General features: G+C 60.7%; 14 protein-coding genes. 7 read left to right on the top strand and 7 right to left on the bottom strand.

The window, feature by feature from the left end:
- Positions 1 to 89: 89 nt before the first annotated feature.
- The 4 genes from tsgA to ACUTSC_RS24315 all read right to left on the bottom strand — a co-directional run bounded on the left by tsgA (position 90) and on the right by ACUTSC_RS24315 (position 4,162).
- The gene (tsgA, locus tag ACUTSC_RS24330; protein WP_033636290.1) at positions 90 to 1,274 is read right to left on the bottom strand and encodes an MFS transporter TsgA; all 1,185 of its coding nucleotides are present in this window, start codon (positions 1,272 to 1,274) and stop codon (positions 90 to 92) included.
- Between the two features lie 191 nt (positions 1,275 to 1,465).
- Positions 1,466 to 2,446 carry a substrate-binding domain-containing protein gene (locus tag ACUTSC_RS24325; protein WP_197768516.1) on the bottom strand — a complete coding sequence of 327 codons (981 nt, stop codon included), beginning with the start codon at positions 2,444 to 2,446 and terminating at the stop codon, positions 1,466 to 1,468.
- A gap of 73 nt (positions 2,447 to 2,519) precedes the next feature.
- Positions 2,520 to 3,827, bottom strand: a complete 1,308-nt coding sequence (locus ACUTSC_RS24320; protein WP_060441379.1) for a 6-phospho-beta-glucosidase — start codon at positions 3,825 to 3,827, stop codon at positions 2,520 to 2,522.
- A complete protein-coding gene (locus tag ACUTSC_RS24315) occupies positions 3,824 to 4,162 on the bottom strand; it encodes a PTS lactose/cellobiose transporter subunit IIA (protein ID WP_038878111.1) in 339 nt (112 codons plus the stop codon). The genes ACUTSC_RS24320 and ACUTSC_RS24315 overlap by 4 nt, the downstream gene beginning before the upstream one ends.
- 353 nt (positions 4,163 to 4,515) lie before the next feature.
- Between ACUTSC_RS24315 and ppiA the strand changes: the two genes are divergently transcribed.
- From ppiA to argD, 6 genes are all read left to right on the top strand, one after another.
- Complete coding sequence (gene ppiA / locus ACUTSC_RS24310) at positions 4,516 to 5,085, top strand: peptidylprolyl isomerase A (protein ID WP_015379288.1); 570 nt, start codon at positions 4,516 to 4,518, stop codon at positions 5,083 to 5,085.
- A gap of 156 nt (positions 5,086 to 5,241) precedes the next feature.
- Entirely contained in the window at positions 5,242 to 6,927 is a 1,686-nt protein-coding gene (locus ACUTSC_RS24305) for a sensor histidine kinase (RefSeq protein WP_033636285.1), read from the top strand.
- Entirely contained in the window at positions 6,927 to 7,652 is a 726-nt protein-coding gene (gene btsR / locus ACUTSC_RS24300; protein WP_033654861.1) for a two-component system response regulator BtsR, read from the top strand. The genes ACUTSC_RS24305 and btsR overlap by 1 nt, the downstream gene beginning before the upstream one ends.
- Positions 7,653 to 7,803: 151 nt before the next feature.
- On the top strand, positions 7,804 to 9,336 hold the full coding sequence (locus ACUTSC_RS24295; RefSeq protein ID WP_197768515.1) for a helicase HerA-like domain-containing protein: 1,533 nt from the start codon (positions 7,804 to 7,806) through the stop codon (positions 9,334 to 9,336).
- Positions 9,337 to 9,408: 72 nt separating this feature from the next.
- A complete protein-coding gene (locus ACUTSC_RS24290; RefSeq protein WP_197768514.1) occupies positions 9,409 to 9,984 on the top strand; it encodes an aminodeoxychorismate synthase component II in 576 nt (191 codons plus the stop codon).
- A 131-nt stretch (positions 9,985 to 10,115) separates the two neighbouring features.
- Positions 10,116 to 11,333 carry a bifunctional acetylornithine/succinyldiaminopimelate transaminase gene (gene argD / locus ACUTSC_RS24285; protein ID WP_445653581.1) on the top strand — a complete coding sequence of 406 codons (1,218 nt, stop codon included), beginning with the start codon at positions 10,116 to 10,118 and terminating at the stop codon, positions 11,331 to 11,333.
- 40 nt (positions 11,334 to 11,373) lie between these two features.
- On the opposite strand, the gene ACUTSC_RS24280 is transcribed toward argD, so the two are convergent.
- Positions 11,374 to 13,452: a YccS/YhfK family putative transporter gene (locus tag ACUTSC_RS24280; protein WP_197768512.1), complete on the bottom strand. Its 2,079-nt coding sequence runs from the start codon at positions 13,450 to 13,452 to the stop codon at positions 11,374 to 11,376.
- Between the two features lie 50 nt (positions 13,453 to 13,502).
- A complete protein-coding gene (gene crp, locus ACUTSC_RS24275) occupies positions 13,503 to 14,135 on the bottom strand; it encodes a cAMP-activated global transcriptional regulator CRP (protein WP_004090925.1) in 633 nt (210 codons plus the stop codon).
- A gap of 382 nt (positions 14,136 to 14,517) precedes the next feature.
- On the opposite strand from crp, the gene ACUTSC_RS24270 reads away from it, so the two are divergent.
- Complete coding sequence (locus ACUTSC_RS24270; protein WP_004930372.1) at positions 14,518 to 14,925, top strand: OsmC family protein; 408 nt, start codon at positions 14,518 to 14,520, stop codon at positions 14,923 to 14,925.
- A gap of 38 nt (positions 14,926 to 14,963) precedes the next feature.
- Here the strand turns inward: ACUTSC_RS24270 and ACUTSC_RS24265 are convergent, their stop codons facing one another.
- Positions 14,964 to 15,833: a phosphoribulokinase gene (locus ACUTSC_RS24265; RefSeq protein WP_033636275.1), complete on the bottom strand. Its 870-nt coding sequence runs from the start codon at positions 15,831 to 15,833 to the stop codon at positions 14,964 to 14,966.
- Positions 15,834 to 15,898 lie beyond the last annotated feature (65 nt).

The following is a 15,898-nucleotide window of genomic DNA, read 5'->3' as shown; positions in this document are numbered from 1 at the left end:
TCTTACACAGCGACAGGATCGTTCAAGTGATCCTTAACTGATCGGCATTACGCCTTGCGGGCGCCCTTGAGGTATTTGATGCTAAGACGTTAGTGCGTCACGTGACCGTGGCTGCGGTGCTTGGTCACGAAGCCCAGCAGCAGACACATCACGAACACCGCCAGGTACAGGCCGTTGGCGGTGGTCAGCGCCGCATGCGCGCCGCCTTTCGCCACGATCGGGCCGGTGACCACGAAGGTCAGCATGGTGCCGATGGTGCCGCAGGTCAGGATAAAGTTGACCAGCTTCGGTGAGGAGACCTTGGTCTGCAGCGAGCCGAGGGTGATCAGCGTGGTGTAGATGGCGCTGGAAACGAAGCCCAGGGCCATGATGTAGTAGCCCAGGTGCTCCGGGTTGTCGGTGCTGACGAACAGGTACATCGCGCCGGTAGCCAGTGCGGCCAGCACGGTCACGATGCGCTGCAGATCGAAGAAGCGCAGGATGAAGCTGAACACCCACATGCCGACCATGTAAGAGGTCCAGAAGTCGCTCACCAGCTTACCGGCCTGGCCGATGTCCATGTTGAACGACTTGGTGGCGTACTCAGGCACCCACTGAATGAAGCCCAACTGGCCGAGGATGTAGCACAGCGCGGCGATCGACAGGAACAACACGCCGATGCCCCATTTTTCTTTCTCGACTGGCTGACCGGCGTCGGCGCCTTTCTTGCCCAGCACCGGGAATTCGGAGCACAGGGTCAGCACGAAGATCCCCACGTACAGCAGGCCGATGCAGGCATAAACCCAGTACCAGCCGATGTGGCGGGCCAGCAGCATCGCGGCGACGATCGGGAAGATCATCCCGGCCATGCTGAAGAAGGAGTCGGTGAACAACAGGCGTGAACCGCGCTGGCGGCCGGCATACATGTGGGTGATCAGGAAGGTGCCGATCGACATGGTGATACCGCTAACCACGCCGAGGATAAACATGCACAGCGAGAACATGGTCAGGCTCTTGCCGAGCATCAGCCCTGCGACCGCCAGCACCATCAGGACAAAGCCGAAGATCAGCTGACGCTTCAACGGGATGATTTCCATCAGCCAGGCATTGAGGAAGATCGAAATCAAAATACCGGCGTTGAGGAAAGTAAAGGTGTTACTCATGCTGGAAACCGGCAGGTTAAAGTACTCTGCAATGTTTCCCATCACCATCCCTGTGACGATCACTAAAGCACCGGTCAGCGCGTACGAAAAGAAGCTGATCCAGGTAAGCCGTATGCGGTTACTGTCATTCATTGTATAGGCCTGAATATGTCTGTTAGAGGTTTTAAAGCTGGCATAAGGCCGCTGGCTTTTCCTGGCAAATGCAGAAAAAAGTCCCGATCAGGCCACCAGGGGGCGGATCCTAGCACAGACAACGGGATTTTTTGTGATGGCTGTCGATTTTTTGATGTAACCCATGAAGGGGGGATGCGCATTATTGTGATCTATTTGCGTACCGTCACAATGGAATCACGGTTGACGATCGTCGGCTCAAACCGGTGCGCCGGGGTGGCGGGGTCGATCAGCCTGCGCGCCGCGTATTGGGCCATCTCGCTGATGGGAAAGTGGACGCTGCTCAACGCCGGGCGCACGAAAGGCGCGCGTTCGCCGCTGTCGTAGCAGATCAAGGAGATATCCTGCGGTACCCGCAGGCGGTGCTCGTTGATCGCCAGCAGGGCGCCGATCGCCATCTCTTCGTTGCAGCAGTAGATGGCGCTGGGCCGCGCGGCTTGCTGCAGCAGTCGATCGGCGCAGCGGTAACCGCTTTCCAGATCGTAGACGCCCTCCAGGCAGGCCACCGGTTCGATATTCGCCGCCTGCATCGCCTCTTCAAATCCCTGCAGCCGCAGGCGACTCGACGGGCGCTCATGCGGGCCGCTGATGCAGGCGATGCGCCGGTGCCCGGCATCGAGCAGCTGCTGCGTCGCCATGCGGCTGGCGAGCGGGTGATCGAAGGTGACGCAGCGGGCTTCCAGGCCCGGTACCAGACGATCGAGCAACACGAAATCACGTTGTTCCGCCGCCAATTGGCGCAGCCGATCGTCGCTGAGAAAACGCACGTGCAGGATCACGCCGTCGCAGCGCAGACTGAACAGCCGCTGCACCGCCTGCCATTCGTTTTCGGCGCTGTTGCGGCCCTGGGTCACCAGCAGCTGTTTGCCGTGGGATTCGGCCTCGGTCTGCACAAAGTCCATCAGCGCGCCGAAGAAGCCGCCGCGGTACGACGTGGTGACCAGCCCGAGGGTATTGCTGTGGCTGGAGGCGAGCGCGCGGGCCGCCGGGTTGGGGGTATAACCGAGCTGGGCGACGGCGCGTTCAACCTTCTCGCGGGTCGGTGCCTTGACGTTGCTGTCGCCGTTCACCACGCGCGATACGGTGGCGCGCGAAACGCCCGCCAGCGCCGCGACATCTTCCAGTGTCACCATCGTCCCACTCCTGAATTACGGCTAAAAAAATGGGTTCGGCGCGCCGAACCCCTGTCTGGCTGCGTATAGCCGCTTACCTGAACTGCGGCAAATACGGCGCGTTTATCGTCAACACCTCGTCCAGCAGCGGCTGCGCCAGGTTGGCGTTGCCCACTAACGGGTTGGCGATCAGCGCCAGCAACCCGCTGCGGCGATCGCCGTGCACCGCCGCCTCGATGGTCAGACGTTCGTAGGCTTTCACCTGCTGCGTCAGGGCCTGCATCGGCTCCGGCAGCGGGCCGAAGGTCAGCGGGTGCGCGCCCTGGGCATCGACGATACAGTTGATTTCTATCACAGCATCGTCCGGCAGGCCATGGATTGCGCCGCGGTTTGCGGTGTTGACCACTAATTGCGTGCCGAGATTATTATGGATAGCACGAATCAGCTCCAGCGCAACTTCGGAATAGAAAGAACCGCCGCGGAAGCTGAGCTGCTCCGGTTTCGTGTTTAGCTGCGGATCGGCATACAGCTCGAACAGCTCTTTCTCCACCTGCATCACCTGCTCGGCGCGGGTGCCGCGCTCGCCGGCGGCGGCCATCTCTTCCGCCAGCATCTCGCGGGTCTGGTAAAAATAGCGGTGGTACGGGCAGGGGATCGCGCCGAGCGCGCGCAGGAAGTCCGGCTGCCAGGGCTCTTCCTTGATGTTGTTCATGGTCAGCGCCGCACCGTCGCACAGCATGTCGATCACCTTGGCGGTGACGTCGCGCCCCAGGTGCGTGACCTGATGCACCCAGACCATGTGGTTCAGGCCGGCGAACTGCAGCTGTACGTCGGCGTAAGGTGCCTGCAGCATGTTGGCGATCATGTGATGCATGCTGATCGGCACGTTGCACAGGCCGATGATCTTCGCTTTGGTAAAGCGAGACACCGCCTCGGTGACGATGCCGGCTGGGTTGGTGAAGTTGATGATCCAGGCGTCCGGCGCCAGCTTCTCCACTCGGCGAGCGATATCCAGCATCACCGGGATGGTGCGCAGCGCCTTGGCGAAGCCGCCGACGCCGGTGGTTTCCTGGCCGAGCAGCTGGTATTTCAGGCCCAGCCGTTCATCGGCGGCGCGCGCCGGCAGTTGCCCGACGCGGAACTGGGTCAGCACGAAAGCGGCGCCGCGAATGGCGTCGTCCAGCGCGAAATGCACGCTGACCTTCACCTGCTCCAGCCCGTGGCGCGCCAGCATGCGGCGGGTCAGGGCGGCGATGGTTTCCACTTTTTGCCGGCCCGGTTCGACGTCCACCAGCGCCAGTTCGGTGACCGGCAGCTCCTCGATGCGTTGGATCAGTCCATCAACTAGTTCGGGGGTGTAGCTGCTGCCGCCGCCGATCACGGCGATTTTAAGCGTGCTCATGGGCGGCCCTCCGTCTGCGACTGACGGCGATAGAGCTCGATCATGTCGTCGGCCAGATCCTGGATCACCATGGCGTTCATCAGATGATCCTGCGCATGCACGGTGATCAGGTTGATCGCCAGCTTGCCGCAGCCTTCGTCCAGGCCGATCAGCTCGGTCTGGATCAGGTGTGCTTTCTTCACCCATTCTTTGGATTCGGCCATGTGCTTGGCCGCGGCGGCGAAGTCGCCGGCGCGCGCTTGTCGCAACGCCATCAGCGCATTGCTGCGCGCGCTGCCGGAGAACACCAGCAGTTCCATGATGGTGCTTTCAAACTCGGGGCTGACTTCAGTCATCAATTCACTCACGTCATTTCTCCAGGGGTTGCGCGGCGACGCCGCCGTGGGATGCCTCAGTATCCGTTCTTTTTATAATGAGAGCGCTCTCATTCATATAGAGTAACGGCAATATGTGCGCAAACTGGGAGGAAGATCGCAAAAACTGACCCAGGGCAGCGCGGGGCAAAAAATGCGTGATGCGGTTGGCAAAAAAGCCTTCTGCGCCCATACTTTCCGCAGCAAAATTCAGGGCCGCCTAGGATATGTCCCGTAATTGGGTAAATATAGGTAAATGGCTGGTACTTGCCGATACAGCTCTTTAGAATCAAAGCGCTTTTCCGTTGTTTGTCTCTCAGAGAAAGGACCCGTTAATGTTCAAACGTACTTTAGTGACCTTCGTCGCGCTGTGTTCCCTGTCCGCAGTGGCGCCAGCCGCACTCGCCGCCGGTGAGACCCACGTCATGCTGACGACCTCGGCGGGGAATATCGAGTTGGCGCTCGACAGCCAGAAGGCACCGGTTTCCACCCAGAACTTCGTCGATTACGTGAACAGCGGGTACTACAACAACACCATTTTCCACCGCGTTATCCCGGGCTTTATGATCCAGGGCGGCGGTTTCACCGCTGACATGCAGCAGAAATCCACCAAGGCGCCGATCAAGAACGAAGCCGACAACGGCTTGCGCAACCTGCGCGGCACCATTTCGATGGCGCGCACCGCCGACAAGGACAGCGCCACCAGCCAGTTCTTCCTGAACGTGGCGGATAACGCCTTCCTGGATCACGGCCAGCGTGACTTCGGCTACGCGGTGTTCGGCAAAGTGGTGAAAGGCATGGACGTGGTGGACAAAATTGCCCAGGTGCCAACCGGCAACGTCGGCCCTTATCAGAATGTACCAACCAAACCGGTGGTGATTCTGTCGGCCAAGGTGTTGCCGTAAGTTTTTTGGCCGATCCCGTTGGGGTCGGCCGCTCCTTCCTCCCGAAGCCTTGCCTTCATCACTGTTTTCTCCCGTGGCCCATGCTCTAATCGGCAGACAATAATCAGACCGGAAATCCGGCGTTCGCCCTTTGTTGTCTCTGGATGAGTTGCTGCCATGTATGAATTTAACCAGGTGCTGTTGCTGTTGCAGCAGATGTGCGTCTATCTCGTTATCGCCTATCTGCTGAGTAAAACCCCGCTGTTCATCCCGCTGATGCAGGTGACTATCCGCCTGCCGCACAAGCTGCTGTGCTACGTGATCTTCTCGGTGTTCTGCATCATGGGCACCTATTTCGGGCTGCACATTCAGGATTCGATCGCCAACACCCGCGCGATAGGCGCTGTCCTGGGCGGGTTGCTGGGCGGGCCGTCGGTGGGCTTTCTGGTCGGGCTGACCGGCGGCCTGCATCGGTATACGCTCGGCGGCATGACCGACGTAGCCTGCGCGATCTCCACGGTGTCGGAAGGCCTGGTCGGCGGCATCGTACACAGCATCGCCATGCGCCGCGGGCGTATCGAGCTGCTGTTCAATCCGCTGTTCGTCGGCGGCGTGGCGTTGGTGGCGGAAGTGCTGCAGATGGCGATCATCCTGGCGGTGGCGCGCCCCTACGATGAAGCGTTGCAGCTGGTGGAGCACATCGCGCTGCCGATGATGATCGCCAATACCGTCGGCGCGGCGATGTTCATGCAAATCCTGCTGGATAGGCGCGCGATGTTCGAAAAATACACCAGCGCCTTCTCTTCCAAGGCGCTGAAGATCGCCGAGCGCACCGAGGGCATCCTGCGGCAGGGCTTCGATCAGGAGAACAGCATGAAGGTCGCCCGGGTGATCTATCAGGAGCTGGGCATCGGCGCGGTGGCGATCACCGATCGTGACAAGCTGCTGGCGTTTATCGGCATCGGCGACGATCACCACCTGCCGGGCACGCCGATCGCCTCGGTGCATTCGCATCGCGCCATCGACAACAACGAGGTGGTGTACGCCGACGGCAATCAGCTCTCTTACTGCTGCTCGATCAATCCGGCCTGCAAGCTGGGATCGACGCTGGTGATCCCGCTGCGCGGCGAAAACCAGCGGGTGATCGGCACCATCAAACTGTACGAACCGAAAAGCCAGCTGTTCAGCACCATCAACCGTACGCTGGGCGAAGGCATCGCCAGCCTGCTGTCGGCGCAGATCATGGCCGGACAGTACGAGCGCCACAAGCAGCTGCTGGCGCAGTCAGAGATCAAGCTGCTGCATGCGCAGGTCAATCCGCATTTCCTGTTCAATGCCTTGAACACCCTGGTGGCGGTGATCCGCCGCGATGGCGAGCGCGCCTGCGATCTGGTGCAGTCCCTCTCGACCTTCTTTCGTAAAAACCTCAAACGCTCGGATGACGAAGTCAGCCTGGCGGACGAGATTGAACACGTGAACGCCTACCTGCAGATCGAGAAAGCGCGCTTCGCCGATCGGCTGGAGATCGCGGTATCGCTGCCGGAGGCGCTGTTGGCGGTGCGGCTGCCGGCGTTCTCGCTGCAGCCGATCGTCGAAAACGCCATCAAGCATGGCACCTCGCATCTGTTGGGCGTGGGCCGTATCGAGATTGGCGCCTGCTGCGAAGGCGAGCATCTGCTGCTGCAGGTGACGGACAACGCCGGGCTGTTCCAGCCGAAACCGAACTGCAGCGGGCTGGGGATGAATCTGGTGGATAAACGCATTCGCGTGCGCTACGGCGAAGGCTATGGCGTGCAGGTGGATTGCCGGCCGGACGCCTACACCCGCATTACGCTCAATGTCCCCATGGAGAGGGCCGCCTGATGTTAAACGCACTGATTGTTGACGATGAACCTTCCGCGCGCGACAACCTGCGCCACCTGCTGGAAGCTGAAGCGGGGATCGCGATTATCGGCGAGTGCGCCAACGCCATTGAAGCCATCAGCCAGATCCACCGGCTGCAGCCGGACGTGGTGTTTCTCGATATCCAGATGCCGCGCATCAGCGGGCTGGAAATGGTCGGCATGCTGGATCCCAACCGCATGCCGCACATCGTGTTTCTGACCGCCTACGACGAATACGCCGTGCAGGCGTTCGAGGAGCACGCCTTCGACTATCTGCTGAAGCCGGCGGAGCCGAAGCGGCTGAGCAAGACGCTGCAACGCCTGCGGCAGCGCAGTGCGCCGCAGGACGTGACGGCGCTGGAAGAAAGCGCCGGTTACCTGAAATACATTCCCTGCACCGGCCACAGCCGCATCTATCTGCTGCGGTTCGACGAAGTGCTGGCGATCCGTTCCAAGCTGAGCGGGGTCTTCGTGGTGCGCAGCGACGGCATGGAGTGTTTCACCGAGCTGACGCTGCGCACGCTGGAAAGCCGTACCCCGCTGGTGCGCTGCCATCGGCAGTATCTGGTCAACCTGGAGCAGGTGCGCGAGATCCGCTTCGAAGAGGGCGGCGCGGCGGAGATGATCATGTCGGCCGGCGATCCGGTGCCGGTCAGCCGGCGCTATTTGAAGACGCTGAAGGAGCAACTGGGGCTGCGGGGGTGACGCAGGTCTTAGGGGGATTCTGAAAAGACAGGCATCATGGGCGTCCCGACGGCGCCCTTTTTGTTTGTCCTTGACGGGGTTACGCGGCGCTTATAGCTTTATTGCATCCACAGGCGCGTTTCGCGCCGCGTCAGCGTCAAAGGAACAGAAAATGAGTGAACCACGGATTATCGCCAAGGCGATGAAAGACGGAAAACCGGAGCAGGATCTGGTGATTTTGCCGGCGTTGGCCAACCGCCACGGGCTGATCACCGGGGCAACCGGCACCGGCAAGACGGTGACGCTGCAGAAAATGGCTGAACAGTTCTCGCGCATCGGCGTACCGGTGTTCCTGTCGGACGTGAAGGGCGATCTGTCCGGCATCGGCGCCGAGGGCGCGCCTTCCGAGAAACTGCAGGCGCGCCTGGCGGCGATCGGCGTCACCGACTGGCAGCCGCAGGCCTGCACCATTATCCCGTGGGATATTTACGGCGAAAAGGGCCATCCGATCCGCGCCACGATTTCCGATCTCGGGCCGCTGCTGCTGGGGCGCCTGTTGGATCTGAACGAGGTGCAAAGCGGCGTGCTGCAGCTGGTGTTCAAGATCGCCGATGACAACGCGCTGCTGTTGCTGGACATGAAGGACCTGCGCGCCATGGTGCAGTTCGTCGGCGACAACGCCAAACAATTCCAGACCCAGTACGGCAATATCTCTGCCGCGTCGATCGGCGCCATCCAGCGCGGGTTGCTGACGCTGGAAGAGCAGGGCGCCAACCAGTTCTTCGGCGAGCCGATGCTGGACATCAACGATCTGATGAAAACCGACGCCAACGGTCACGGCGTGATCAACCTGCTGGCGGCGGATAAGCTGATCAATCAGCCGAAGCTGTATTCGGTGTTCCTGCTGTGGCTGCTGGCCGAGCTGTTTGAGCACCTGCCGGAAGTGGGCGACCCTGAACAGCCGAAGCTGGTGTTCTTCTTCGATGAGGCGCACTTGCTGTTCAACGATGCGCCGGCGGCGCTGTTGACCAAGATCGAACAGGTGGTGCGCCTGATCCGTTCCAAAGGCGTCGGCATTTACTTCGTCACCCAGAACCCGCTGGACATCCCGGACAGCGTACTCGGCCAACTGGGCAATCGCGTACAGCATGCGCTGCGCGCCTTTACCCCGCGCGATCAGAAGGCGGTGAAGACGGCGGCGCAAACCCTGCGCGCCAATCCGGCCTTCGATGCTGAAACGGCGATCACCGAGCTGGGCGTGGGCGAAGCGCTGGTGTCATTCCTCGATGAGAAGGGCCGGCCGAACGTGGTGGAGCGGGCGATGGTGATCGCGCCGGAATCCAAAATGGGCATGCTCGGTGCGGAAGGGCTGAACAGCGCGATCAACAAGTCGCCGCTGTATGGCCGCTATGAGGATATGATCGACCGCGAGTCCGCCTACGAGAAGCTGTCGTCGGGGGGCTTTGCCACCCTCGGCACCCCGCAGCAGGGGCAGCAACCGCAGGCGCAACAGCAACAGCAACAACAGCAGGCGGGCGGCGGCCTGATGGACGGCTTGAACGAGTTGCTGTTCGGTTCCACCGGCCCGCGCGGCGGCAAGCGCGACGGCATCGTCCAGACCGCTGCCAAGAGCATGGCGCGCGATCTCGGCCGCCAGATCCTGCGCGGCGTGCTGGGTTCGATCACCGGCGGCCGTAAAAAGTAAGCGGAAATTATCGTCGGCAGCGGCGGGTTAAATCAGTACACTGTGGCGGCATTTTTCTCTGCCGGACCTAATATGCTGCTGCTGATCGATAACTACGACTCCTTTACCTATAACCTTTACCAGTACTTCTGCGAATTGGGCGCCGAAGTGCTGGTGAAGCGCAACGATGAGCTGCAGCTGGCCGATATCGAGCGGCTGGCGCCGCAGCATCTGGTGATTTCCCCTGGCCCCTGCACCCCGAACGAAGCGGGCATCTCGCTGGCCGCCATTCGTCATTTCGCCGGCAAACTGCCGATCCTCGGCGTGTGCCTGGGGCACCAGGCGCTGGGGCAGGCATTCGGCGCCGAGGTGGTGCGCGCCCGCGCGGTGATGCACGGCAAAACCTCGGCGATTCGTCACCTGGGCGTCGGCGTGTTTCATGGCCTGAGCGATCCGCTGACCGTGACCCGCTATCACTCGCTGGTGCTGAAAGCCGATACGCTGCCGGACTGCTTTGAAGTGACCGCCTGGAGCGAACGCGACGGCGTGTGCGACGAGATCATGGGCATCCGCCACCGCACTTTGGCGTTGGAAGGCGTGCAGTTCCATCCGGAAAGCGTGCTCAGCGAGCAGGGCCATCAACTGCTGGATAATTTCCTCAAGCGTTAACTCCGGTGCGTTTTTTTCGCCCGTCAGGCGTTTTGCATTTGCGCTTGATTGGTTTTTTATGCATATTTCGTGATTATGTTTTCAATTTGATATTACGATAGCGCTGAAAAACTTTCAGGGTGGAGCCGAAAATGACTGAAAAATCCGCAGTGAGCCGCAGCACCTTTGATCAGGTGATTCTGCCTGTTTATGCACCCGCCCAGTTTGTGCCGGTGCGCGGCCAAGGCAGCCGGGTCTGGGATCAGCAGGGAAAAGAGTACATCGATTTTTCCGGCGGCATCGCGGTGACGGCGCTGGGACACTGCCACCCGGCGCTGGTCGAGGCGCTCAAACGCCAGGGGGAAACCCTGTGGCATACCAGCAACGTCTTCACCAATGAGCCCGCGCTGCGCCTGGCAAGCAAATTGATCGACGCCACCTTCGCCGATCGGGTGTTCTTCGCCAACTCCGGCGCAGAGGCCAACGAGGCGGCGTTCAAACTGGCGCGCCATTACGCCATCACCCGCCACAGCCCGTACAAAACCAAAATCATCGCCTTCTATAACGCGTTCCACGGCCGCACGCTGTTCACCGTGTCGGTGGGCGGGCAGGCCAAATACTCCGACGGGTTCGGGCCGAAGCCGGCCGACATCGTGCACGTGCCGTTCAACGATTTGGCGGCGGTGAAGGCGGTGATGGACGATCACACCTGCGCGGTGGTGATGGAGCCGATTCAGGGTGAGGGCGGCATTACGCCGGTCGATGCCGGCTTCCTCAAAGGCGTGCGCGAGCTGTGCGACCAACATCAGGCGCTGCTGGTGTTCGACGAAGTGCAAAGCGGCATGGGGCGCAGCGGCAAACTGTTCGCCTATATGCATTATGGCGTGACGCCGGACATTCTCACCACCGCCAAGGCGCTGGGCGGCGGTTTCCCGGTCAGCGCCATGCTGACCACCGAAGAAATTGCGTCGGTGATGCAGGTGGGCACCCACGGCACCACCTACGGCGGCAACCCGCTGGCCTGCGCGGTGGCGGAGGCGGCGCTGGACGTGATCAATACGCCGGAGGTACTGAGCGGCATTGAGCAGCGTCACGCGCTGTATGTACAGGCTTTGCAGAATATCGGCGATAAATACGGTATTTTCACCGCGATTCGCGGCATGGGGCTGCTGATTGGCGCCGAGCTGACGCCGCATTATCACGGCAGTGCGCGCGACTTTCTCACCGCCGCCGCCGCGCGTGGGTTGATGATCCTCAACGCCGGGCCCAACGTGATCCGTTTCGCGCCGACGCTGGTGGTGGAACTGCAGGATATCGAGGCCGGCATGGCGCTGTTCGAGCTGGCGGTGCAGGATGTGATTAACGCCTGAAGCCCGCGCGGCATATAACGGGGCGCGGCATGCCGCGCCCTTATTGATCGCGCAGTTTGCGCTTGAGCCAAATGCCGTGGTGCGGGCGCTGGCGCCAGGCCAGCGACGAAATGGTGTGCATCACGCTCAGGTGCGACAAAATGCGCCGCAGATGGCGCTCCATCTCGGTAACGGGCATGTCCGGATGCAGATCCGGCGGCTGCATGATGCCGCTGTTGCCGCTGCTCGGGCCGTCGTATTCCAACCGCTGCTGGCAGCTTTGCAGCGCGATTTCACAGGTTTGCAGATACGCTTCCGCCAGTTTCGGCGTCAGCATGTAGTGCTCGCGTGCCAGAATGGTCATGGCGTTCAGGTGTTCGACGATGAACTGGCTGTGAGTGACCCACAGCCGCATGTCCGCCAGATAGTTTGACGCGAACCCCGGCTCTTGCATCGCCTGATTGAGCGAGGTGAACAGCGCGTTGTGTGCCTGGTTGACCTGCATGCGGGTATAGGCCAACGCGGTGGCGTCCGGTTCCGGTTGCTTCAGCATCAGCCGCAGCGCGGCTTGATCGTTCTCCAGCGCCTGATGGGCATTCTTGCGCAGCAGCCCGCTTTGCCACTGCGGCCACAGCCAAATGGTGCCGCCGAACGCCAGCACGCAGCCGATCAGCGTATCGATCAGGCGCGGTACCAGAAAATGCGAGCCGTTCAGCGCCAGCAGCTGCAGGGTGTAAACCGCCGTGACCGTAAAGCCAATCACCGACAGCCCGTAGTTCTTGCGCGAAACCAGGTAGGCCAGCAGCGTGATCACCAGCATGATGCTCAGCGTTTCTCCCTCCGGCAACTGCAGCTGCAGCAGCCCGGCTGCCAGCAATAGCCCGGCAATCGTGCCCAGCGCACGGTGCTGAATACGCACCCGGGTGGCGTTATACCCGTTTTGGCTCACCAGCATGATGGTGAGCAGGATCCAGTAAGGCTTCGGCAGGTTGAATACCGCACCCAGGCTGCTGCCGACCGCCAGCGTTACGCCCAGCCGCGCGGCGTTGCGCAGGGCGGTGGATTTGAACGACAGATAGCTGACCAGCGCCGGCCAAAACGGCAGGCGGTGCTGGCCGGGCATCAGGTCGCGGCGGTACAGCGGATGCTGGGTGCGCAGCAGGCGGGCGATGCGGCTGAAGTGGTAATAACAAAACTGGCCGACCGGGTTATCGGGATGCTGCGCCGCCATTTTTTCCAGCGCCGCCAGCTCGTGGGTCATGGAGAAGCGCTTCGAATGTTGATGGTAGAGAATATCGTGCGCCACCACGCGCAGCCGGCCGGCGATCACCTGAGCATTGCGGCGAATGATCGCTTCGGCCTGGCTCTGCTCCACCAGTTTTTGCACCTCTTCCGGCAGATGCAGGCTGACGGTGATGTGCTCCTGCAGGTCCATCGCCACCTGAAAGGCGCGCTGCAGGCGCTTTTGCTCGAGGTTGTTGGCGTGCGGCAGGAAATTAAGCTGTTGGTACAACAGGCTGATCAGGTCCATCACCTTTTGCTGGCGCACCAGCAGCGGAGGCAGCGCGGTCTGCGGATCGGTGTGCTGGGTCAGCAGCGAGTATTTGGCTTCGAAATAGTCCGCCAGTTCCAGGTAGAGCTGGCTGAGCGTCTCGCGCATCGGCTGCTCTTTCCACAGCTTGAACCAGAACCAGGTGAATAAGCCGTACCAGGCGGTGCCGATGGCGTACAGCAGCGGCGCCTGCCAGATGGGCACCGTGCCGGCCGTGCTGAGGGCGAAGATGGCGGCCACCAGCGCCGCCGGCAACAGCCGGGCGTGCAGCGGGCTGATTTCACCGGTGACGCCGAGCAGCAGCGCCAGGCCCAGCATCAGCGCCGGCAGCGGCAGGTGCCACAACATGGCCTGTTGCAGCAGCACGCTGCTGAAGGCGAACAGCGACCCGCCGACGATCAGCCGTTTAAAGAAGCGCTTATGCGGCGTGTCCAGCCCGGCGATATTGCAGCAGGCGGGCACCAGAGAGAACATCAGGCCGAGCTGCAGCTGGCCTATCAGCAGGCCGAACAGCACCGGCAGGCACAACACCAGCGTTTGTCGCAGTGCGTAGTTGATTTCCGGGTGGTAGATCAGGCGGCGCCACATGGCAGAGAGCAGATAAAAAAACGGCGCAGATTGCGCCGTTTCTTCAGAGATTAACGGGTGCCGTAGACGACAATGGTTTTGCCGTGGGCGGAAATCAGGTTTTGATCTTCCAGCATTTTCAGAATACGGCCAACGGTTTCACGCGAGCAGCCGACGATCTGGCCGATCTCCTGACGGGTGATTTTGATCTGCATGCCGTCCGGGTGAGTCATGGCGTCGGGTTGCTTCGCCAGATTCAGCAGGGTTTGCGCGATGCGGCCGGTAACGTCCAGGAAGGCGAGGTTGCCCACTTTTTCGGAGGTGACCTGCAGGCGGCTCGCCATTTGGGCGGACAGACGCATCAGGATGTCCGGGTTCACCTGGATCAACTGACGGAATTTCTTGTAGGAAATTTCGGCCACTTCACAGGCGGTTTTCGCGCGAACCCAGGCGCTGCGCTCCTGGCCTTCTTCGAACAATCCGAGCTCGCCGATGAAATCCCCCTGGTTGAGGTAGGACAGGATCATCTCTTTACCTTCTTCATCCTTGATCAGCACCGCGACGGAGCCTTTCACGATGTAGTAAAGCGTTTCGGCCTTTTCACCTTGGTGAATCAGCGTACTCTTCGATGGATATTTGTGGATATGGCAATGAGACAGGAACCATTCGAGAGTAGGGTCTGTTTGCGGTTTGCCGAGAACCATTCGCTGTTATCCTCTGTTGTTATCGCTGCCTTGTGTCACAGGGGTCAGAGTTCCCTGTAAAACCCGCCTGTAGCCGCAGTCATGAGCGAGGGCTACCGGCAAGTTTTGAGGCGTGTCATAAAAATACGCTGTCGCTCTAGCATATTAACTTGCCGTAAGCGCTGCAAGCTACATTCTGTTAACATACCGGTAAAGGAGCCTTTCTCTGGGCGTTTCCCTGAAATTCAGTGTCCCGGAAAGATTTATTGCGGCTCTGTTTGTAGCACAGAGTAAGGCGGGTGTCTCGTGTTGTCTCGCTTCAGCATGATTAGCATCAGGTTACGTTGCCTGTTTCTATGCGAAAGCGTACCCTGATTTTAAGAAATCAACCGGAGTGACCAGAATGCAGGCAAGAGTTAAATGGGTGGAAGGGTTAACGTTTTTGGGTGAATCGGCCTCCGGCCACCAGGTGCTGATGGACGGCAACGCCGGTGATAAAGCGCCCAGCCCGATGGAGATGGTGCTGATGTCGGTGGGCGGCTGCAGCGCGATCGACGTGGTGTCCATCCTGCAAAAAGGGCGCAACGACGTGCGCGACTGCGAGGTGAAGCTGACCTCCGAGCGCCGCGAAGAAGCCCCGCGGTTGTTCACCCATATCAACCTGCACTTCATCGTTACCGGCCAGGACCTGACCGACAAGATCGTCGAGCGTGCGGTGAACCTGTCGGCGGAGAAATACTGCTCGGTGGCGCTGATGCTCAACAAGGCCGCCACGGTGACCCACAGCTTCGAGATCCGCCAACCGGCGTAATCGAGACGGAGCGCGGCTCGGCGCCGCGCTTAACGCATTTATTCGATCTTCTTGCCTTCCAGCAACCGCTGCACCAGCGGCGCCATGATCAGCTCCATCGCCAGCCCCATCTTGCCGCCCGGCACCACTAACGTATTGATGTGTGAGATAAACGAGCCCTGCAGCATCGCCAGCAAATAGGGGAAGTCTATCTGATCCAGCCCGCGGAAGTGGATCACCACGAAGCTTTCGTCCAGTGAGGGAATCGCCTTGGCGGCGAACGGGTTGGAGGTGTCCACCGTCGGCACGCGCTGGAAGTTGATGTGGGTGCGCGAGAACTGCGGCGTGATGTAGTTGATGTAATCTTCCATCGAACGCACCACCGAGTCCATCACCGCTTCGCGAGAGTGACCGCGCTCGCCGGTATCGCGGATCAGTTTCTGGATCCATTCCAGGTTGACGATCGGTACCACGCCAACCAGCAGATCGACGTGGTTGGCTACGTCGTGGTGCTCGGTGACCACGCCGCCGTGCAGCCCCTCGTAAAACAGCACGTCGGTCGGCGCCGGCAGCGGTTCCCACGGGGTGAAGGTACCCGGCACCTGATTGTAGGGCACCGCTTCATCGTAGGTGTGCAGATACTTGCGCGAGCGCCCGGTGCCGTTCTTGCCGTAGTCGATAAAGCTCTGCTGCAGCAGGCCGAAGTCGTTGGCCTCGGGGCCGAAATAGCTGATGTGTCTGCCCAGATCGCGCGCCTTGCGGATCGCCGCATCCATTTCCGGCCGGGTGTAGCGGTGGAAGCTGTCACCCTCTAACTCGGCGGCGCGAATGTTGAGCTGTTGGAATATTTTGCGGAACGCCACGCTGGTGGTGGTGGTGCCGGCGCCGCTGGAACCGGTCACCGCGATAACGGGATGTTTGGCAGACATGGTGGTTGTCACTCCGTGTTGAATGCGCCGGCGTCAGGGGATTATTGTGGCTCTTGTTGACGCTC

This window comes from Serratia sp. TSA_105.2, from assembly GCF_052692115.1.
This window is presented reverse-complemented; position numbering and strand designations above follow the sequence as displayed.

Coding starts and splice junctions, on each gene's coding strand:
- tsgA (WP_033636290.1), bottom strand. CDS start 1,274: ATGAATGACAGTAACCGCATACGGCTTACCTGGATCAGCTTCTTTTCG.
- ACUTSC_RS24325 (WP_197768516.1), bottom strand. CDS start 2,446: ATGGTGACACTGGAAGATGTCGCGGCGCTGGCGGGCGTTTCGCGCGCC.
- ACUTSC_RS24320 (WP_060441379.1), bottom strand. CDS start 3,827: ATGAGCACGCTTAAAATCGCCGTGATCGGCGGCGGCAGCAGCTACACC.
- ACUTSC_RS24315 (WP_038878111.1), bottom strand. CDS start 4,162: ATGACTGAAGTCAGCCCCGAGTTTGAAAGCACCATCATGGAACTGCTG.
- ppiA (WP_015379288.1), top strand. CDS start 4,516: ATGTTCAAACGTACTTTAGTGACCTTCGTCGCGCTGTGTTCCCTGTCC.
- ACUTSC_RS24305 (WP_033636285.1), top strand. CDS start 5,242: ATGTATGAATTTAACCAGGTGCTGTTGCTGTTGCAGCAGATGTGCGTC.
- btsR (WP_033654861.1), top strand. CDS start 6,927: ATGTTAAACGCACTGATTGTTGACGATGAACCTTCCGCGCGCGACAAC.
- ACUTSC_RS24295 (WP_197768515.1), top strand. CDS start 7,804: ATGAGTGAACCACGGATTATCGCCAAGGCGATGAAAGACGGAAAACCG.
- ACUTSC_RS24290 (WP_197768514.1), top strand. CDS start 9,409: ATGCTGCTGCTGATCGATAACTACGACTCCTTTACCTATAACCTTTAC.
- argD (WP_445653581.1), top strand. CDS start 10,116: ATGACTGAAAAATCCGCAGTGAGCCGCAGCACCTTTGATCAGGTGATT.
- ACUTSC_RS24280 (WP_197768512.1), bottom strand. CDS start 13,452: ATGTGGCGCCGCCTGATCTACCACCCGGAAATCAACTACGCACTGCGA.
- crp (WP_004090925.1), bottom strand. CDS start 14,135: ATGGTTCTCGGCAAACCGCAAACAGACCCTACTCTCGAATGGTTCCTG.
- ACUTSC_RS24270 (WP_004930372.1), top strand. CDS start 14,518: ATGCAGGCAAGAGTTAAATGGGTGGAAGGGTTAACGTTTTTGGGTGAA.
- ACUTSC_RS24265 (WP_033636275.1), bottom strand. CDS start 15,833: ATGTCTGCCAAACATCCCGTTATCGCGGTGACCGGTTCCAGCGGCGCC.